19 protein-coding genes are annotated in these 18,346 nt (G+C 47.1%); 5 read left to right on the top strand and 14 right to left on the bottom strand.

Features of this window, described 5'->3' with window-relative positions; genetic code table 11:
* Window positions 1-7: 7 nt before the first annotated feature.
* From RH89_RS02720 to cpdB, 8 genes are all read right to left on the bottom strand, one after another.
* The gene (locus tag RH89_RS02720; RefSeq protein ID WP_004398440.1) at window positions 8-760 is read right to left on the bottom strand and encodes an NRDE family protein; all 753 of its coding nucleotides are present in this window, start codon (window positions 758-760) and stop codon (window positions 8-10) included.
* Complete coding sequence (locus RH89_RS02715) at window positions 760-1,308, bottom strand: hypothetical protein (RefSeq protein ID WP_004398439.1); 549 nt, start codon at window positions 1,306-1,308, stop codon at window positions 760-762. Before RH89_RS02715 ends, RH89_RS02720 begins: the two co-directional genes overlap by 1 nt.
* 14 nt (window positions 1,309-1,322) lie before the next feature.
* Complete coding sequence (locus tag RH89_RS02710) at window positions 1,323-2,459, bottom strand: hypothetical protein (RefSeq protein WP_038144739.1); 1,137 nt, start codon at window positions 2,457-2,459, stop codon at window positions 1,323-1,325.
* 11 nt (window positions 2,460-2,470) lie between these two features.
* Window positions 2,471-3,061 (bottom strand): DedA family protein, encoded by a 591-nt coding sequence (locus tag RH89_RS02705; RefSeq protein WP_038144737.1) that lies wholly within the window; start codon window positions 3,059-3,061, stop codon window positions 2,471-2,473.
* A gap of 139 nt (window positions 3,062-3,200) precedes the next feature.
* Window positions 3,201-4,058, bottom strand: coding sequence for a DMT family transporter (locus RH89_RS02700; RefSeq protein ID WP_004398436.1), 858 nt, complete (start codon window positions 4,056-4,058; stop codon window positions 3,201-3,203).
* A gap of 1 nt (window position 4,059) precedes the next feature.
* Window positions 4,060-4,518, bottom strand: a complete 459-nt coding sequence (locus RH89_RS02695; protein ID WP_004398435.1) for a GNAT family N-acetyltransferase — start codon at window positions 4,516-4,518, stop codon at window positions 4,060-4,062.
* Between the two features lie 55 nt (window positions 4,519-4,573).
* A complete protein-coding gene (locus tag RH89_RS02690) occupies window positions 4,574-5,152 on the bottom strand; it encodes a Crp/Fnr family transcriptional regulator (RefSeq protein WP_004398434.1) in 579 nt (192 codons plus the stop codon).
* Between the two features lie 73 nt (window positions 5,153-5,225).
* Entirely contained in the window at window positions 5,226-7,187 is a 1,962-nt protein-coding gene (cpdB, locus tag RH89_RS02685) for a 2',3'-cyclic-nucleotide 2'-phosphodiesterase (protein ID WP_004398433.1), read from the bottom strand.
* A gap of 366 nt (window positions 7,188-7,553) precedes the next feature.
* Between cpdB and cobA the strand changes: the two genes are divergently transcribed.
* The 5 genes from cobA (at window position 7,554) to cysC (ending at window position 13,283) form a co-directional block, all read left to right on the top strand.
* A complete protein-coding gene (cobA, locus tag RH89_RS02680; protein ID WP_038143211.1) occupies window positions 7,554-8,411 on the top strand; it encodes a uroporphyrinogen-III C-methyltransferase in 858 nt (285 codons plus the stop codon).
* A gap of 62 nt (window positions 8,412-8,473) precedes the next feature.
* The gene (gene cysD / locus RH89_RS02675; RefSeq protein WP_004398431.1) at window positions 8,474-9,382 is read left to right on the top strand and encodes a sulfate adenylyltransferase subunit CysD; all 909 of its coding nucleotides are present in this window, start codon (window positions 8,474-8,476) and stop codon (window positions 9,380-9,382) included.
* 17 nt (window positions 9,383-9,399) lie between these two features.
* A complete protein-coding gene (gene cysN / locus RH89_RS02670) occupies window positions 9,400-10,827 on the top strand; it encodes a sulfate adenylyltransferase subunit CysN (protein WP_004398430.1) in 1,428 nt (475 codons plus the stop codon).
* Between the two features lie 67 nt (window positions 10,828-10,894).
* On the top strand, window positions 10,895-12,619 hold the full coding sequence (locus tag RH89_RS02665) for an SLC13 family permease (protein WP_004398429.1): 1,725 nt from the start codon (window positions 10,895-10,897) through the stop codon (window positions 12,617-12,619).
* A gap of 46 nt (window positions 12,620-12,665) precedes the next feature.
* Complete coding sequence (cysC, locus tag RH89_RS02660) at window positions 12,666-13,283, top strand: adenylyl-sulfate kinase (protein WP_004398428.1); 618 nt, start codon at window positions 12,666-12,668, stop codon at window positions 13,281-13,283.
* Between the two features lie 84 nt (window positions 13,284-13,367).
* Here the strand turns inward: cysC and RH89_RS02655 are convergent, their stop codons facing one another.
* From RH89_RS02655 to RH89_RS02630, 6 genes are all read right to left on the bottom strand, one after another.
* The gene (locus RH89_RS02655; RefSeq protein WP_004398427.1) at window positions 13,368-14,261 is read right to left on the bottom strand and encodes a TIGR03899 family protein; all 894 of its coding nucleotides are present in this window, start codon (window positions 14,259-14,261) and stop codon (window positions 13,368-13,370) included.
* A gap of 304 nt (window positions 14,262-14,565) precedes the next feature.
* Window positions 14,566-15,081, bottom strand: a complete 516-nt coding sequence (locus tag RH89_RS02650; RefSeq protein WP_004398426.1) for a DUF3299 domain-containing protein — start codon at window positions 15,079-15,081, stop codon at window positions 14,566-14,568.
* A 10-nt stretch (window positions 15,082-15,091) separates the two neighbouring features.
* Window positions 15,092-16,348 carry an ABC transporter permease gene (locus tag RH89_RS02645; RefSeq protein ID WP_004398425.1) on the bottom strand — a complete coding sequence of 419 codons (1,257 nt, stop codon included), beginning with the start codon at window positions 16,346-16,348 and terminating at the stop codon, window positions 15,092-15,094.
* Window positions 16,348-17,061: an ABC transporter ATP-binding protein gene (locus RH89_RS02640; protein WP_004398424.1), complete on the bottom strand. Its 714-nt coding sequence runs from the start codon at window positions 17,059-17,061 to the stop codon at window positions 16,348-16,350. Before RH89_RS02640 ends, RH89_RS02645 begins: the two co-directional genes overlap by 1 nt.
* A 105-nt stretch (window positions 17,062-17,166) precedes the next feature.
* Window positions 17,167-17,922, bottom strand: coding sequence for a zinc uptake protein ZrgA (gene zrgA, locus RH89_RS02635; protein ID WP_004398423.1), 756 nt, complete (start codon window positions 17,920-17,922; stop codon window positions 17,167-17,169).
* A gap of 28 nt (window positions 17,923-17,950) precedes the next feature.
* Complete coding sequence (locus RH89_RS02630) at window positions 17,951-18,250, bottom strand: DUF2607 family protein (RefSeq protein WP_080563948.1); 300 nt, start codon at window positions 18,248-18,250, stop codon at window positions 17,951-17,953.
* Window positions 18,251-18,346 lie beyond the last annotated feature (96 nt).

Raw genomic sequence — 18,346 nt, 5'->3', positions numbered from 1 at the left:
ATCCTCGCTATGCGATTTTTACATTCGATGTAGGAAGTAATGAAATTCGGTTTTGGGTCAGATAGGATTCACTGACACCAGTACAGGGTGAACCTGGGTAGTAACTCATGCCTTTTTCGGATTCATTGACCAGAATGTGCGTAAAGCTGACGGTGTGCGCGTCTTTGCGGTGCATACAGGTCGAAAGATGTCCCTTGCTTGGAATATGAGATGAGTGAAAGGCCAGCAGTTGATCCACATTAGCTTCGATAGCCGTAAACGACTGATAGCATTCGCTGCGCAGTTCAAACGCCATTTGGTAATCGACCGACGATGAAATCAAAGGTGGATTGGGACGGATGTACACCAGAGATTGCCCTGTCCAGCACACTCCTTTTACTGTGGAGTTATGTTTGGTCAGATCCGGCTCAAATATCAGCATTGAAAACGGCGCGAATTGCGAGAGTTCAATGGATTGCAAGTACTCGTCTACCTGAGCGTAGTTGGTGAATGATGCGAGAGATTTCACCAATTGCCCGCGGCTGGTAAGTTCTCCTTTTGGCATCACCCCCTGGTAGTAATTGAGCAGGCAAATGGACTGGCCATGTTCATTGGTGGCTATCCAACTGCCTCCGCCATCCGGGTCGACAGGCATCAGGTATTCAACACCTTGTTGGCAAAATGGCGTTGGTGGCACCGCTTGTGCCCGGCTTTTCTGTTCATCCCGGTTGAAAAATACTTGATAGCCGTTGTCGGTCAGAAGCCAAGATACGGTACACATCAACTCTTCTCCCTTAGGTAAGAAGATGTTGCCGGAGCAAACCCCAATTCTTTATCGGTTTGATACCCAAGCTGAATAGCCAGCACCTTCATCAGAGCATAATGGTGAGTGGCATGGGCGGCAGCAAAGGCGATTTCTCTCTCCAGCTGTGCAGACACTTCTGCGCTCAGAGTTTCTGATAACGCAACTTCCGTTTTTACCGTGACTGTCTGCTTGATTTCATCGGGAGTCAGCTGACTTAACCATTGCTTAATTGACAGGAACTCTACAATGGCAAGTTCTCGCGTTTTTTCCACATCATGACCCCGCCTGCGTTGGTTATAGTCAACGCCATTTTCAAAATCAGAGAGCGCATGAAAGATATCCAGAACGTGGCGACAATGCTCTCCCATAGAGCTCGTTACCAGAGGAGGTGCCGCTTTTTGATAGTCTTCATTGCCGATTTGCATCAACAGAGCAATACCTTGCTCGATAGTTTCAATGGTGCCAGTAATGGTGGCTGAAAAACCCTGAACGGGGGCAGTAAGCGAAATAGGCGCAATTTGCATAAGTTATCCTTATTCTAGTCGGTTTGCGGATACACACTGACAAGCTGTTTTTCTTCCCGCCACGCAGCCAGAAGCTGACTGATAGACGGTGGTTTGTGTCCGGCTTTCTTTTGCAGTGCGCCGATCGCAAACAGCGTTCGATATTGAAAAAGCAAAGTAGAAAAAATCTCTTTAAGAGGTGTTTTTCTGTCCCAAATGTGTGCAGCCTCTGAACTGGCACCATTGATTTCCAATATGGTGAAGTTCTTTCCATCCATGAGCTGGTGAATATCCTGAAACTTGATGTCGAGGCGGCCATAACAAAAACCGTCCACATCATCAAAAATACGGTCGAGCTGACGAGCCAGAGCATCCGAAATAAATTCGTTGCCATTGCGGAATATGCTGCCCCGGCTATGGCTTCCCGCAAATGCCAACTGAAAAGATTCACCTTTATCCAGTACGAGATTGAGTTTGTCCTGATGGCGAGGGAAATACAGATGTGTTAACTGACCTGCGCGGGAATCGGATTCAATAAGTTGCTTGAGTGTGGAGACTCCATCTCCGGTCACAAAGGGCGCGTACTTGAGAGTCAGAGAAATAACCTTACCGCGTTTTTCCCCCGGGTAACGTATGTAGAACACACCGGCTTCGGCAGGGTACGGGGCTTTTTCCTGCAGCAGAAAGCGTGAGTGCAATGGAAAACTCGCAAAATACGCTTCCAGTTGTTCCAGATTTTGCAGCAACTTTACGCCTGCGCCACGACAGCCAAGGTCTGGTTTGGCGACAATTGGAAAATCCAACTGATTTTGTTGCATTAGCTCATAGGCATGAGCTGCCTGAAGTGCGTTACTTTCCCCGTTTTGTGTCATGGTGATAAACGGGGAAATCCACTGTTTGGCATAGTCACCTGCCAAAGAAAGAATGTCGTGCTTTGACTCACCCACCATGCCACTCAGTTTGATAGAAGGGTTTGCCACCAGTGGTAAACGAACGTCTCCGTAACGAAGCGCCAGTGCAAGGCTCTGCAGAACGACAGGTGTGTAGAAAACCCAGGCAGGCAAAAATTCATAAGGTGAAATACTGCCTTGTTGATCCTGTATAAACTTCGGCATGCCTTTGTTGATGCCCGTATCTACTTCGATCGCTTCAATCTGGCTATTCAGTGCCATCGGCGAACTTGTCATTGTATTCTCCCCGAAAAACGAGATTTCATGAGTCGGTTACCTGTGATTAGGGTGATGAAGAGCACCGGAACCAATAACCATTGATGAGAGCTGGCTTGAATCCAGGCTTGTTGACCAAGCCAGAAAGTGCAGCCAAAGATAAGCGCTGTCCATAACGCTGTAGCAAACAAAACGGCAGCCATAAAAGATACCAGTGGAAGCTGAAAGAAACCGCTAAGGGAATAACCCAGCGTTCTCAACCCCGGAATAAAGCGGATAATGAATAAATTAAAGATGGGGCGTGTGTGCAGTTTGTTCCGCACCCAGCGCATAGACTTGTGAGAAAGCAGTCGGTAGCGCAACCAACGAGAACGTTGCGCCCACTTGCCCAGGTAATATAACCCCAGGTCGCCTGTCGCAATGCCGATAAATATAGCCAGCAATGCCATGGAAGTTGGCATGGCATCTTGAGTAGCGAGTCCGGCTGCGCCCAATATGGCAAGGTCTTCAAGCAAATACGAAATCAGAACAATCCCAAGCATCAAGCTCAGGAGTGTCTGTTGCGACGCCCAAAGATTAAACTGTTGCGCATATTCAGCCACGGATATCTGCACCTTTGTATGAATTCAGTGATGCCATTCTGAAATGTTTGCGATGAGCAGAGAACATTCAGGAATAGCGTATTAACTTCAACAAAGACCGGATAAAAGTGCTGAAGTATTCACCATGTCATAAAAAGTTTAGACGTTATTGCGGAGAATGAGGCTTCTTAACGTTTTTTATTGGCATCATTGGTAAGACAATCAGCAAGATACCTATGGCAGTCAGCCAGTCGGGTATTTCAGCAAACCACCAGATGCCAAATAAGGTGACAAATAACAGACCAGAATACTCTGCTAGCGCAATTTGAGACGTTTCCGCTTTCTTATAAGCCGCCACAGCAAAACCATTGTAGGAAAGAATGCAGGCAGCGCTCAGAACAATCCAGACCAGAGAAGTCATGGAAAGAGGTTGCCAGTGGAACCAAGCTAATATCCCGGAAACGGGGAGGGAGAACAAAGAAGTCCAGAAGAGTGTGGCAGATACAGGCTGATTACCCGGCAGTTTACGCACCAGAACATTGAACAGCGCCAGTGTGATGGCGGTGCCCAAAGCAAAAATTGCAGCCCAATGGAATTGGGAAGGTCGCAGCACCAACAACACGCCAATAAAACCGACAAGAGTACCAAATACTTTTCCTGTGGCGGGTTTTTCGTTCAATACCCACAAAGACAGAGGAAGCATCAATAGTGGCGCGGCATAAAAGACGGCATTAGCAGTAGCGAGCGGTAAGTGAGTAATTGCTACCATCATACATCCACTGCCAACTAAGATAAGGTGGGCGCGAAGTAAATTGATACTGGCACCTTTCAACCTTCTTTCCGTCGGTTGCAAACGCAGAAAAAGTGGCAATATCACCAGAACCGAAATGAGTTGGCGTATGAACATGTACTGAAACACGCTGGCTCCATCATCAAGCATCTTAACTGCGACATCCGAAATGGCGGCCAGCAGGTTACCGATGATTAAGAACAGAAGCGCTAAATTAGTCGGAGCGAGCGGCACGTTACTTAGGCTCTCTTATCATGCCAATATGTGGAATACCGTCTTCAAGGTACATCTCAGTGCACTGAACAAAACCGTGTCGATTGTAATAATCGCTCAAATGCTGTTGTGCACTGATTTTGATTGCCACTTTTCCCCATTGCATTTCCAGGTGAGTGACCGCTTGCTCCATGAGTTCATGCCCTAATCCATGACCTCGGGCACTTTCTTTGGTTACTACTCTGCCAATGCTGGTGGTTTCTGGGTAGCTGATCCCTCTGGCAAGCAACCTGGCACAAGCAACAAGTTCTTCTCCTTCGTAACCCAGCAGGTGATAAACCCCATCTAAATGGTCTTTGTCATCCAGTTCGGGATAAGGGCAGTCTTGCTCTACCACGAATACATCCACGCGTAGTTTGAGCATTTGGTAGAGCTGGATGTTAGAGAGTTTATCAAAAGAAAGGAGTTGCCAGTTTGCCATAGTGAACCTCGTATTACGTAAGAGACCAACTTAAGACAACCAAAGTAAGTACTCGTTAACTTTTGTTAATTTTATCCTTTATTCGCTTTTTGATCCGGCTGAGGCTGATGTGTGTGATCCCCAGATAGGCTGCAATCTGGTAGTCGGTCACACGTGATAGCAACTCTGGATAGGTTTCACAAAATAGGCTGTATTTTTCTTCAGGCGAGTGAAGCAGCATAAAGCGCTCTTTCCCTTCTTTATACATCAACTGGGTTTCCAGCAGGCGAATATACAGAGGGTGAGATTCTGCTCGCCAACGCTCGATCAATTCGACCGGAAACGACAACAGTTTGATTGGTGTCAGCGATTCCAGAAGATAAGGAGACGGCTCGCTCTTCACCAGGCTTTCAAAGCTGATCAGCCAATCCACCTCCCAGTAGAACTCTTTGCTGTACTGTTTGCCATCACTGGTGAGGTAACAAGCGTGGCAAAGCCCTTCCAGCAGGAAGTAAACGTGCGAAGGAAACTCCCCCTGATGCGTCAGAATATGTCGAGTAGGGAGTTCGAGTAGGGTAGCGCTCTGTTTTATTTCCTCAACTTCCAGAGGTGATAATTCAAGGTCTTCTAGACACTTTGTAAATCTTTTATCCATTATTGCTCTCATTAAAAAACCGCAGCCTTGGCTGCGGTTTATCTTAATCAGAGTTGGCTCAGTTGGGTAGAGATTACTTCTGAAGTTCTAAGCGGTAGACACCGAAACCTACGTCGTCTGTTGCCACACGCTCCATTGGGTACTGACCTTTATCTTTAATAAAGGAAGCTGCCTTATCGCTAGGTGATGTTTCAAAGCGAATGTTCAGCTTGGTGTTGCTGTTGATCGGCGCAAATGTCCAGTTGTTGTCTGCACTTGGTGCAAACTGACCTTTTTCCTGACTGACACGAGAAATGTAATTCGCCAAAACCGTGCGGTTTTCATCTGGGGCATCGAACGCCACAAATTCTGAACCTGTGCCTGGGAACTTGTTGCTGTAGGCGCGGTAATTGTTGGAAGCGATGATGAAGTCTTGCTTCATATCGATAGGCTTACCCTGATAAGTCAGACCAATAATACGCTCCGAGTCCGGGTTAATGACTTTACAGTCGCCATCGTATTTCGCTGGTTGAGTGATATCGATCTGGTAGTTCACACCGTCAATCACATCGAAGTTGTAGGTACGGAAACCGTCCCAGTCAATCAGACCTTGCGGGGCGGTGGAGTTCACATCTATTTGCTTGAATTGCCCGGCAGAACACTCCAGCCACTCTTTCACTTCATTACCTGTGACTTTCAAGGCAACCAAAGTGTTCGGATATAGATAAAGATCCGCAGCGTTACGGAAGGTCAGCTCGCCAGACTCAACTTCTGTGAAGTTAGCTGGGTCATTTTTACGACCGCCAGCTTTAAACGGTGCAGCCGCAGACAGAACAGGAATGCCATCAAGATCAGGGTCACCCTGAATAAAGCGTTCTACGTAGTCTTTTTGCGCTAAATTGACGATTTGAATCGTTGGATCATCCTGAACCAGCGCAAGGAAGCTGTACATCACATCGTTCGCTTTACCAATTGGTTGATTAACAAAGTCACGCGTGCCTTTGTGATCGGATTCCAGCGCTTTTACGATCGCTTGATCTGGCTCAGCCAGCGCACTTTTGGTTTTCTTATCAAAGATTGGGCGTGCTTCTGCTTGCCCGCCTGAGACTTTCCAGCCCTCACCGTCTTTTTCAAGTACCAAGTCCATTACACCGACATGGCTACCCCAGCGACCTGGCATGACAGAAACTACACCATTGATGGTGCCTTTCTTGTTATCGATGCCTTGAATGTTATCGAACCCTTTACCCGGGAATACGGCGTGCGCATGACCAAAAGCAATGGCGTCAATTCCCTCTACTTCAGACAAGTACAAGGTTGAGTTTTCAGCACCCGCTTTGAATGGGTCGGTTGATACACCGGAGTGAGGAATCGCGACAATCACGTCAGCGCCTTCTGCTTTCATCTTTGGTACCAGTTCTTCGGCGGTCTCTTTGATGTCTTTTGCGAAGACTTTTCCTTCAAGGTTTTTCTTATCCCAAACCATGATTTGTGGCGGTACAAAGCCAATGTAACCCACTTTGACTTCCTGCATGTCGCCATCGGTGTCTTTAAACTGGTGGGTTTTGATGATGTACGGGGTGAAGTAGTGCTCGCCGGTTTTCTTATCGAAAACGTTGGCGCTAATGTAAGGGAAGTTGGCGTCGTCCAGCGTTTCCATTAAGAAGTCCAACCCATAGTTGAACTCATGGTTACCAATGTTACCAACATCGTAGTTAAGCTGGTTCATCGCCTTATAAACAGGATGAACTTCGCCTTTTTCGATACCTTTGGCAGCCATGTAGTCACCCATTGGGCTACCTTGAATCAGATCCCCATTGTCGACCAGAACACTGTTAGTCACTTCTTTCTGAGCTTCTTTCACCAGAGTTGCTGCACGCGTCAGACCAATTTTCTGAGATGGCTTGTCTTTGTAATAGTCATAATCCATCACATTGGTGTGAATATCTGTCGTTTCGATGATTCTTAATTTAATGGTGTCTGCCATTGCCGGACCCGCAATGGTTAACATGCCGCCAAGTACTGCAACGGAAAGAGGTTTCACAGCCAGCTTCATGATTTGCTCCAGAGTAATAAGATGAAAATGGACGTGTCGAAATGTAACAAAAATTCATGAAACAGATTTGTCTTGCTTATCAATTGTGTGATCTAGGGTAAAGGTGGAAATGTCAGAGTGTTAGCCAAAGACCAAATTTTCTGTTGGGTTTGTAATTGACTGCTTCATTAAACCGCATCTTATAAATAGAAATTCAGGACGATGTAGGGAAAGTTTGCCACGAAATGAATAATTGGCTCATTGCTGATTTCTCATGCCTTTTTGTTCTTATCAACTTTTCGAATAAAAAATGAAATTTTAGAATTTCAGGTAATAACGGTAGCTGGTCATAATGCCATCATCACAGGAAAAATGATGATGAGCACCATGGCCGGTAAAGACACACTGACATTCCCTAATAAAAAGCCTCGTTTAGTGGCAGACCATTCGAAATCGCTTCGAAAAAGCAAACTGCGTCCGGGCGAAGTGGCATTAGTAGGGGCTGGTCCTGGTGATGCTGAATTGCTGACACTGAAGGCGCTGAGCTACCTTCAACAAGCCGATGTCGTGTTATACGACTATCTGGTATCTGATGAAATTATGGCATTGGTCCCAGACGACACCATTCTGGTGTGTGTCGGAAAACGCGCAGGGCACCACAGTGTGCCTCAGGAGAAGACCAATCAATTGCTGGTGGATTTTGCTCGCCAGGGTCATCGGGTTGTGCGTATTAAAGGTGGCGATCCGTTTGTATTTGGTCGTGGCGGTGAAGAGCTGGAAGTACTCTTTGATGCGGGTGTCCCGTTTCAGGTTATTCCAGGCATTACCGCTGCAGCAGGGGCAACAGCTTATGCGGGGATCCCTCTTACGCATCGTGATTATGCTCAGTCTGCCATGTTCATTACTGGTCACCTCAAAGCAGAAAGCGATCAGATGGACTGGTCAACATTGGCACGTGGTAATCAGACCCTAGTTATCTACATGGGGCTGATGAAATCAAGCTACATTCAGGAGCAGTTGATCGAGCATGGTCGGGACAGCTCAACCCCGATCGCCATCATCGAACGTGGTACTCAATCCTGTCAGAAAGTATTCAAAGGCCAGCTAAGTGAGTTGGCAGATTTAGCCGCGCATGCGGAGTCGCCTTCCCTCATTGTGGTAGGGGAAGTGGTTAGTCTGTCTAGCAAGCTGAGCTGGTTTGGTGAAAACCAACAAGATTTAGAGCCTGCAATGAGTTTTGCGTAACTCTTGTTCGACTCTGAGCAATTTGAAAGCTCGTCGACGAGCCTTAAAGGAAGCGATAGAAAATGGATCAACAACGATTAACTCACTTAAAGCAGTTGGAAGCGGAGAGCATTCATATCATCCGTGAAGTAGCTGCTGAGTTCGACAACCCTGTCATGATGTACTCCATCGGTAAAGACTCATCGGTAATGTTGCACTTAGCACGTAAAGCATTCTACCCGGGGAAAATTCCTTTCCCACTACTGCACGTGGATACCGACTGGAAATTCCGAGAAATGATCGAATTTCGCGATCGCACTGCAGAGAAATACGGCTTTGACCTTTTGGTCCACAAGAACCCAGAAGGTTTAGCCATGGGTGTTGGTCCGTTTACGCACGGTTCTTCCAAGCACACCGACATCATGAAAACTCAGGGTTTGAAGCAAGCTTTGAACAAATACGGCTTTGATGCTGCGTTTGGTGGTGCCCGTCGTGACGAAGAGAAGTCTCGTGCTAAAGAGCGCGTGTACTCTTTCCGCGACAAGAACCACACATGGGACCCGAAAAACCAGCGTCCTGAGCTTTGGAAAACATATAACGGTCAGGTAAATAAAGGGGAGAGCATTCGTGTATTCCCACTTTCAAACTGGACCGAGCTAGACATCTGGCAATACATCCTTCTGGAGAACATTGAAATCGTGCCTCTGTACCTGGCAGAAAAACGCCCAGTAGTAGAGCGCGATGGCATGCTGATCATGGTTGATGATGATCGCATGGAAATTCGTCCAGATGAGAAAGTAGAAGAGCTAAGCGTTCGTTTCCGTACTCTTGGTTGTTACCCACTAACGGGTGCGATTGAATCTGAAGCAACCACACTACCAGAAATCATCGAAGAGATGCTGGTGGCTACATCCAGTGAACGTCAGGGACGTGCTATCGACCACGACCAATCAGGGTCGATGGAACTTAAGAAACGTCAAGGCTACTTCTAAATCTAAGGAAAGAAATCATGAACAGTGCTGTTGAAGCTCAATTAGCCGAATTGGGGATCGAAGGTTACCTCAATCAACACCAACACAAATCTCTACTTAGATTCCTGACTTGTGGTTCAGTAGATGATGGTAAAAGTACATTAATCGGTCGCTTGCTGCATGACTCCAAGCAGATTTATGAAGATCAGCTAGCGGCAGTTCACTCTGACAGCCAACGTGTGGGAACCACAGGTGAGAAGCCTGACCTGGCACTTCTGGTTGACGGCTTACAAGCCGAGCGTGAGCAAGGGATCACTATCGACGTAGCGTACCGTTACTTCTCGACGCAGAAGCGTAAGTTCATCATCGCCGACACTCCGGGACATGAGCAGTACACGCGTAACATGGCGACCGGTGCGTCGACGTGTGACGTAGCAGTCATCCTTGTGGATGCGCGTAAAGGCGTTCTGGATCAAACGCGTCGTCACTCATTTATCTCAAGTCTGTTGGGTATTCGTCACTTTATTGTGGCAGTCAACAAAATGGACTTGGTGGAGTTTTCTCAAGAGCGTTACGAGCAAATCAAGCAAGAGTACCTGGAGTTCTCTAAGAAGCTTGAAAGTAACATCGACATCCAGCTGATCCCAATTTCAGCTCTGGAAGGCGACAACGTGGTGGATAAGAGCGAGCCAATGAGCTGGTACGAAGGTCCATCACTGCTTGAGCTACTGGAAGATGTAGATGTAGATCAGGAGAAAGGCGACGGCGAGTTCCGTTTCCCGGTTCAGTACGTTAACCGTCCAAACCTCGACTTCCGTGGTTTCGCGGGCACTGTGTCTTCTGGTTCTATTTCAGTGGGTGATGCGATTCGCGCTCTGCCATCGGGTAAAACATCGAAAGTAGAAAGCATTGTGACTTTCGACGGAAATCTAGAATCTGCATTTGCAGGTCAGGCAGTAACGCTAACACTTGAAGATGAAATCGACATCAGCCGTGGTGACTTGATTGTTCTGGAAAATGCGGACATCGACTCAACCAACCGCGTGCTGGCAGACGTAGTCTGGATGACAGAAGACGCACTTAAGCCAGGTAAAGAATACGACATCAAGATCGCGGGTAAGAAAACCGTTGGTCAGGTTGAAGCGATTCAATACCAGTACGACATCAACAACCTGTCTCAGCATGATGCGCAAGAAGTACCATTGAACGGTATCGCTGCTTGTGAGTGGTCTCTGAATGAAACGGTAGCCTTGGATGCGTACCAAGACTGTGCGGATACCGGTGGTTTCATCATCATCGACCGCCTGACCAATGTCACGGTAGGTGCGGGTCTGATTCGCGAGCGTCTGAGCGAAGCTGAAGTTCAAGTTGGAGATTTCTCTGCCTTTGAACTGGAACTGAATGCTCTGATTCGCAAGCACTTCCCGCATTGGGATGCAAAAGACTTAAGTAAATTACTTAAATAAGCTCAAGGGTGAGAGCCCTTAAATAAGGGAGCGAAAACGCTCCCTTACTTTTCTCAGAGAGTAGGGTATGTGGGAACAAGGATTTGTATTAGCAGTGCTACTTGGCATCGTGACCTGTTTACTGGTCACGCGCATTAAGCCGAGTATTGTTTTTGCTGGTGCGGCGTTTCTTGCTTATATGGCCGGACTGAGTGACATCACCGATATCGCTGCAAACTTTACTAACTCTTCTTTGCTGACATTGGTGCTGTTGATTCTGGTGTCGTGTGCGTTAGAAAAATCCCGCTTAATCAGTTGGGTAAGCCGACATATTTCAGAAGGACGCTTAGGAACTGTTGTCGCTAAGCTTGGGGTTTCAACGGCTTTATTGTCGTCTTTTACCAACAATACTGCCGTAGTTGTTTCACTCATTGGCGCGATAAAACGCAATCAGCAACATTCACCATCACGTTTGCTGATTCCGCTCAGCTACGCGGCGATTCTTGGCGGTACATTGACGCTTATCGGTACCTCCACCAACCTGATCATCAACAGCTTTGTAGAAGATGCCGGGTTACCTAGCCTGAATTTTTTTACGCCAACCATGATTGGTTTATCCGTATTGGTGGGTGGGATGCTGATTTTGATTCCACTGAGCTACCTTCTGCCTAATCATGATGATCAATCTCAGGATGATCTTCCTTACTTCTTAGAAGCCATTGTTGAACCAGGGTCGCCTCTGGTTGGAAGAACCATTGCTGAAAACAATCTGCGAGCACTGAGAAAACTTTTCCTTGCAGAAGTGATCCGCAACGGTGAAACCACGGCATCGGTGGATCCGGACTTTGTATTACAGGCGAAAGATCGTTTGTTGTTTTGTGGCGATGTAGAAAGTGTTGCGACTCTACAAGAGATCCAAGGGCTAACGCTTTTTGGTCAGCATCACCTTAACGGTCAGAGCTTTGTTGAAGTAGTGGTGAGCTCATCGGCATCGATTTGCAACAAAACGCTGAAATCTTCCCAGTTCCGTGAACGCTTTGACGCCGTTGTGGTGGCGATTCGCCGCGGTCACGAGCGCTTAGAGGGTGGTTTGGGGAACGTACGTTTGACCGCTGGAGATACTCTGGTTCTTGTTCCCGGTAAACGATTTGAAGCTGAGCGTCAGTCACATTCACGTGAATTTGTACTGGTTAACGATCTGGATTCCACAGCACGATTGGATGCTAATAAGTCCGCCATGGTATTGGCAGGATTTGCCACAGTGATTGGTTTGGCTCTGCTGGATGTATTGCCTTTGTTAAAAGGTCTGGCGGGCTATCTGTTGATCCTTTTAGCGGCAGGAACCGTTACGTTCAACGAACTGAGACGACGATTCCCAACCGATATTGTCGTGATTGTGGGCAGTGCGCTGACGATAGCACAACTGATGATGTCCTCCGGGCTGTCTGTGAAAATCGGCGACATGTTTATCGAAGCCTTCAATGGCTGGGGGGTGTTAGGAGGGTTGATTGCGACCTATCTGCTGACGCTTGTCTTGACGGAACTCATCACCAATAACGCGGCGGCTGCTTTGGCATTTCCTCTTGGCTACAGTATGGCCATCGGCTATGGCGTAGACCCAATGCCATTCATCATGGCAGTACTGTTTGGAGCCAGCGCGAGCTTTATCTCGCCTTACGGTTACCAAACGAACTTATTGGTTTACAGCGTGGGTAATTACCACATAACGGATTACATCAGGGTCGGGTTACCCATTTCTTTGGTTTACTCAGTATTGGTGCTGACACTGATCCCATACTTTTTTCCATTTTAAGTCCACCGCCAATTGGGTGAGGTGGCAGTAAATAAAGGACTAGAAAATGACAACAGTAACTGTAGAGCGCGATGAAAACGTCGTATGGCATCAGCATTCTGTCGATAAAACGTCTCGTGCTAAGCAGAAAAACCAACAACCTGCTGTGCTGTGGTTCACTGGCTTGTCTGGTGCTGGTAAGTCTACGGTTGCTGGCGCATTAGAAGTGAAATTAGCCGAGATGGGTTACCACACTTATTTGCTTGATGGCGACAATGTACGCCACGGCTTGTGCTCTGATTTAGGCTTCTCGGCGCAAGATCGCCGCGAGAACATTCGCCGAATTGGTGAACTGGCTAAGCTGATGGCAGATGCTGGTTTGATTGTGCTTTCTGCGTTTATTTCTCCGCATCGTGCAGAGCGTCAGATGGTTCGCAATATGCTGGACGAAGGCGAGTTCATCGAAGTTTTCGTCAATACGTCTCTGGACGTGTGTGAAGAGCGTGACCCGAAAGGTCTATACAAGAAAGCACGCGCAGGGGAAATCAAAAACTTCACAGGTATCGACTCTGAATACGAAACGCCTGAAAATCCGGAAATCGATCTACCAGCTGGTGAGAAGACGATTGACGAGCTGGTTGAGCTTTGCCTAGCTGATTTACGCCAACGCGGAATCATCAAATAACGCGTAGAAAAAAACGAGTTAGAAGTAGTAAAGGGAATCACTGAATGATTCCCTTTTTGATTTTGAGCGGGTTGTTAATCTGGCTTAAACGCTCTGATTAACGTTGCTTCCTGCTTCCGTCTGAACCGTGAATTTTTGTGCCAGAAGAGCGAGCAGTTGATCGTAATAGTTGGTGTTGGGTTTGTTCCCCAGCAGGCGACAAAGCTCGTCTCCTGTGGGGGTAAAACGATAGTACAGCAGGCGAATGCCTTTGCTCATTGGCTGAAGCGCAATGTTCTTGCCCTGATAACTCACCATTAAGGCAGGGTCGACTTCCACCTCACCGGATTCCAGCTCTGTGCCCAGCACCAATCCCAACTCAATAAGGTGCAATAGACTTGAATAGGGAAGCTGGTACGTCCCCATGTTTACAACACTGGTGTTCTCTTTCTTGTAGAAACCGAAAAAGCCGTCTTTCGATTTAAAGCCCAGCAGTAGCTTCTTACTGTTATCGCTACCAAAGCTGCATGCCAGAGATGCCGCGCGCTGAAGGTTTTGCGCTTCCCTTGGAGACATGTCTTTCAGCACCTGTAAGGCTTTCATTGATGTTGAGCCCGGATTGGTGATTTCGCGCTTTAGCACCTGGCTCCAGAGCTTTTGCATTGAGGAATTATGGATATCCTGTGCCATATCGAAGAAGCGATGTAGCCAGTCGGCATCGGGTTCACCTGCGGTTTCGTTATTACAACTGGCATGGGCAAACTTCAGGATCTGTTCCAGATTCTTCTGACGCTGCTCTTGTCTCTTTTTCTGGCGGCTGATGGCTCGTTCTAACGCAGACTTCTGTGGTTTTTCATCCTGTAGCAGAGCATCCAGCTCATGAACCTGAGCGATTTGGATAACGCGGCTGGCACTGTCACGTATGTAACTGCTCTTTTTGTTGGAAGTGCTTTTGGTGCTGGTTTGCTCTATGACTACAGGCTTTTTGTCGTCTGCCATTGATTCGATTCCAAATAAAGTTTAAGTGCTGCATTAATATACTAAATTCACTCTCTGGGGCGAGTCCAGCATTGTTATTGGAACTTTATCAAGATTTTGACTATTCGGCTTGCTAACGATTTGTTAAAATTGTTGCGAGTATATTGGAGGTGATATGCGGTTTATCAAAGGAGATAAGCTCAAGAAGCACGTGTCCGTTGCGCTCTTGCTTTTGATTTACATCGCAGTGTTAGCCTACCTCTCAAATTTCATTGTGTAATGAAGGATTCAATAAGGTAGACCAAACACTCATATTTTATGCGGCTTAAGCGTCGTCGTACTCTTCTATTTTAATTCCTTCGATCAGATAACCTGTCTCAGCCAAATCGGAATTAATGGTCTCAGTTTTCAACGTTCCCACAACATAAATCACGTCCCAAAGCTGGTGGATAGGTGCACCTTCTTTGAACTTCACGTAGATGATTTGATTTGGTGGCGGAGGCGGAACGTGGATACAAGCACCGAAGTAAGGCACCAATAAAAACTCGGTGACTTTCTTGTCATCGCCTTCTAAAGGAATAACAAATCCAGGGATTTTTACCTGACTGCCATGCAATTCCTGACGCACGCTGCCAACTTTGGATTGTTGGACGTTTGCATTGGTGTGATCTGTGACTGGCATACCACCAGCGGTAAACTGCTGGCGTTCACTTTCTGGAATTAGATCTATCCAGTCCAGAGTGAGCGTTTCTGCAGAGACTTTTTCGACTACGACTTTTTCTGCTTGTACTGGTGACAAAAAACCTAACCAGCAACAAAGAAGGAGCAGAATCTTTTTCATGAGGTTTCCTTTAAATCCTTATTGTCATGCCGTCTGCCAAAGACTGACGGTACGCCCTGAATGCGGGGATAAACCCAATCAGTATACCTGCGCTCTGCACTAATCCAAGTAACATCCACTCGTGGGCGCTTAATGCAATGAGCTCTATATTTATGCCATACAATTGCGCGATGATGGGGCTGATTATTGCGATTAAAATGTAAAGAAGTGCGACGCCAAACATAATCCCTGCCAGTGTTAATGCACTGGCTTCACTGATGAGCAAAAAGAAAATATGTTTTGGTCTGGCTCCCATGGCTCGCAAAATCGCCATCTCACGCCGACGCTCCTGCAGGCTGGTCAGGAGGCTGCTGAGCATGCCCAGTAAACCTGCGACAACCACAAACCCTGATACCGCAAGCAGTGCCTGTTCGGCAACCGACATCATGCCCCAGAGCTCATGCAGGGCGATGCCCGGTAAAATAGCGCTCAAAGGTTCTTTGGTGTAGGTGTTGATTTGTCGTTGCAGGGCGAAGGTATGAATCTTCGATTTCAGCCCAAGCATAAAGGAAGTGATTTGTTTTGGCTGAAAATTTTGCTGTTCTAGCAGTTCTGCACTTGGCGTATTGCCAATTTTTGCACCAGACTCCCAACCAACATGAATGGCTTCGATGGCTTGCAGCGATACGTGAACCGTTTTATCAACCGGGGTGCCCGTTGGTGCAAAGATGCCGACAATCTTAAATGGCAGATTGTCGTGGCGGTTAAATGCTTTGTCTGCGATTCCGTGGGCGATGATGATCTCGTCGCCAATTTTGTAGTTCAGTGTCTTTGCGACATCTGCGCCGATAACGGTTTCAAACAGACTGTCAAATGGTCTTCCTTCCCTGAGTGAGAGAGGCTGTTTCTTACCGTATCGGAAATGTTCGAAGTAACTTTGATTGGTCCCCAGTACCCGGAAACCCTGATGTGAGTCACCAAGCGACATCGGGATAGCCCATTTGACTGAGCGATGCTGACTGAATTCTTCAAAGCTTTTCCAATCAATGTTGTTGGTGGCATTGCCGATTCGAAAAACCGAATACAGTAACAGGTTCACTTGCCCTGAACGCGAACCCACAATCAGATCGGTGCCGGATACGGTATTGGCAAAGCTGCTTTTTGCCTGTGTTCGGATGCGTTCTACGCCGAGCAGCAGAACCACGGAAATCGCGACCGTCAAAATGGTCAGCAGCGCAGTGGCTTTACGGTTCCCTAAACTTTTTCGGGCTAAATGAAAAATGGCCATTATCCTCGCCCTCCTGCTGCCTGGTTGATAGTAGGGAGATCGATGGTGCGATCAAAGAAAGGTTCGAGTGTCGGGTCATGACTGACAAAAACCAGTGTGGTATTCGCTTGTGAAGCTTCTTCCATCAGAAGTTCAATAAAGGCTTCTCGGTTGTCATGGTCGAGTGCCGAAGTGGGTTCATCTGCAATCAACAGCTCCGGGTGACCAATGAGAGCTCGGGCAGCCGCGACACGTTGTTGCTGACCAATACTCAAGTCTATGACTGGTGTATGAATCTTTTCTTTTGGCAGATGAAGTCGTTCAAGCAGATGTTTGGCTTCTTGCTCCAGCGATTGTTTTACTTTGTTTTTTCTGGTGCTGGAAAACTGACAGGGAAGCAGAACATTATCGATGACCGACAGGTACGGAAGCAGGTTAAATTGCTGGAAGATATAGCCAATGTGATCGGCTCTGAAACGGTCTCTTTTGCCCTGTGAAAGCTCAGATACCGCTTCGTTTAATAGGTTAACGCTGCCTTTCTGAGGTGTCAGAATACCGGTGAGTAATCCGAGCAGAGTGGATTTCCCACACCCACTGGGACCTTTAATAAACACACGCTCTTTTGCCTGGATGGAAAATTCATCGATGATCAGTGTATCCGGAGCATCCGGTGCCCAGGCATAACGGATGTCTTGCAAAGTAATGATCTGCGAAGACGTTGGAGAGTCTGGCATGGTGTAATCCGTCTATTGTTATTTGTTATCTTGTGGATCAAATACCCAGCCTGACGGCTGGGTATCAATGTCGCTATGTTGCTTTATATCTCAAGATTCGCTGGTTTAGAACGAAACTTTGTGATTATTGGGAGTAAGCTCAGTGGCAACCTGCGCTTTATCTGTAATCATGTTAACCGACATCTTTTCCGTTGACGGGAATTGCTTAAACCACTGTGTATCGATCTGGCTCAGCTTTTCGATGTGTTCACAGTCGAAGTGGTATTCAACAATGAACTCGCCGTGACCACCATGTTCCTCATGGTCATGTCCTTCATGGTCATGGTGCTCATGTTTATCATGATCGTGCTTGTCGTGGTCATGGTGTTCATGCTTGTCATGATCGTGTTTGTCGTGGTCATGATGTTCATGTTTGTCATGATCGTGCTTATCGTGGTCATGATGTTCATGCTTGTCATGATCGTGCTTATCGTGGTCATGATGTTCGTGTTTGTCATGATCGTGCTTATCATGGTCATGATCATCATGGGACTCGTCTTCGCCAAGAGTATGACGAACTTCTGTGAACGTTGCTTTACAGTGCGCAGCAGAAGAAAGCGTCATGACGTTATTAGCCTGATTCAGCGTCGCTAGTGCTTCTTTTAACTGCTTGGTTTGCTCTGCATTTTTAGGCGCACTTTCAAAACCAACCACATCTGCACCTGGTGCGTGAATTTCCATCAGTAGCTCGTTGCCATCCTGAGCAATATTCAGCTCAACTACACCGTGTACGTGTGCGTCGTGCTGACGAAATTCTTCTGCCTGTGCTGATGTTGTAACGATTGCGGCTGCCAATAGTGAAAGTTTGAATACGTGGTTCATGTTTACCTCTGATTTATAAGTGAAAATATTACGAATTGTGAGTAATAGACTCAGACAGAGGAGGTGAACGCGCGTAATAGGATGGCAGCGGTGCGCGATCAGGTTTCAGGACATCATAGGCCTTGGTCCAGAAAACGTGCGGCACATAAGGAACAGTTATGATTGATCCAGAAATGGCGTGCTTACTGATGGAAAACAGCTCACAGATATGATCCTCATGATGAGCGGGTTCCCAGTCCTGACTGTGTAAAACGTACGCAGTACTCATCCACACCACCGCAGCGATGGCGAGCATTGAACAGGTTTTGTTGTACGTCCGTGTCAGCATTGAATTCTGGCGTTATCGATAAAGGGCTAAATGTAATAACATAACAGGGCACCTGCAAGCGAATTTTCAGACGTTTCTAACCAGTATCATTGTTCT

It is taken from the genome of Vibrio nigripulchritudo ATCC 27043 (genome assembly GCF_000222685.1).
GTDB classification, from domain to species: Bacteria; Pseudomonadota; Gammaproteobacteria; order Enterobacterales; family Vibrionaceae; genus Vibrio; species Vibrio nigripulchritudo.
The sequence above is the reverse complement of the archived record's forward strand: the minus strand, read 5'-3'. Positions and strand labels throughout refer to the sequence as shown.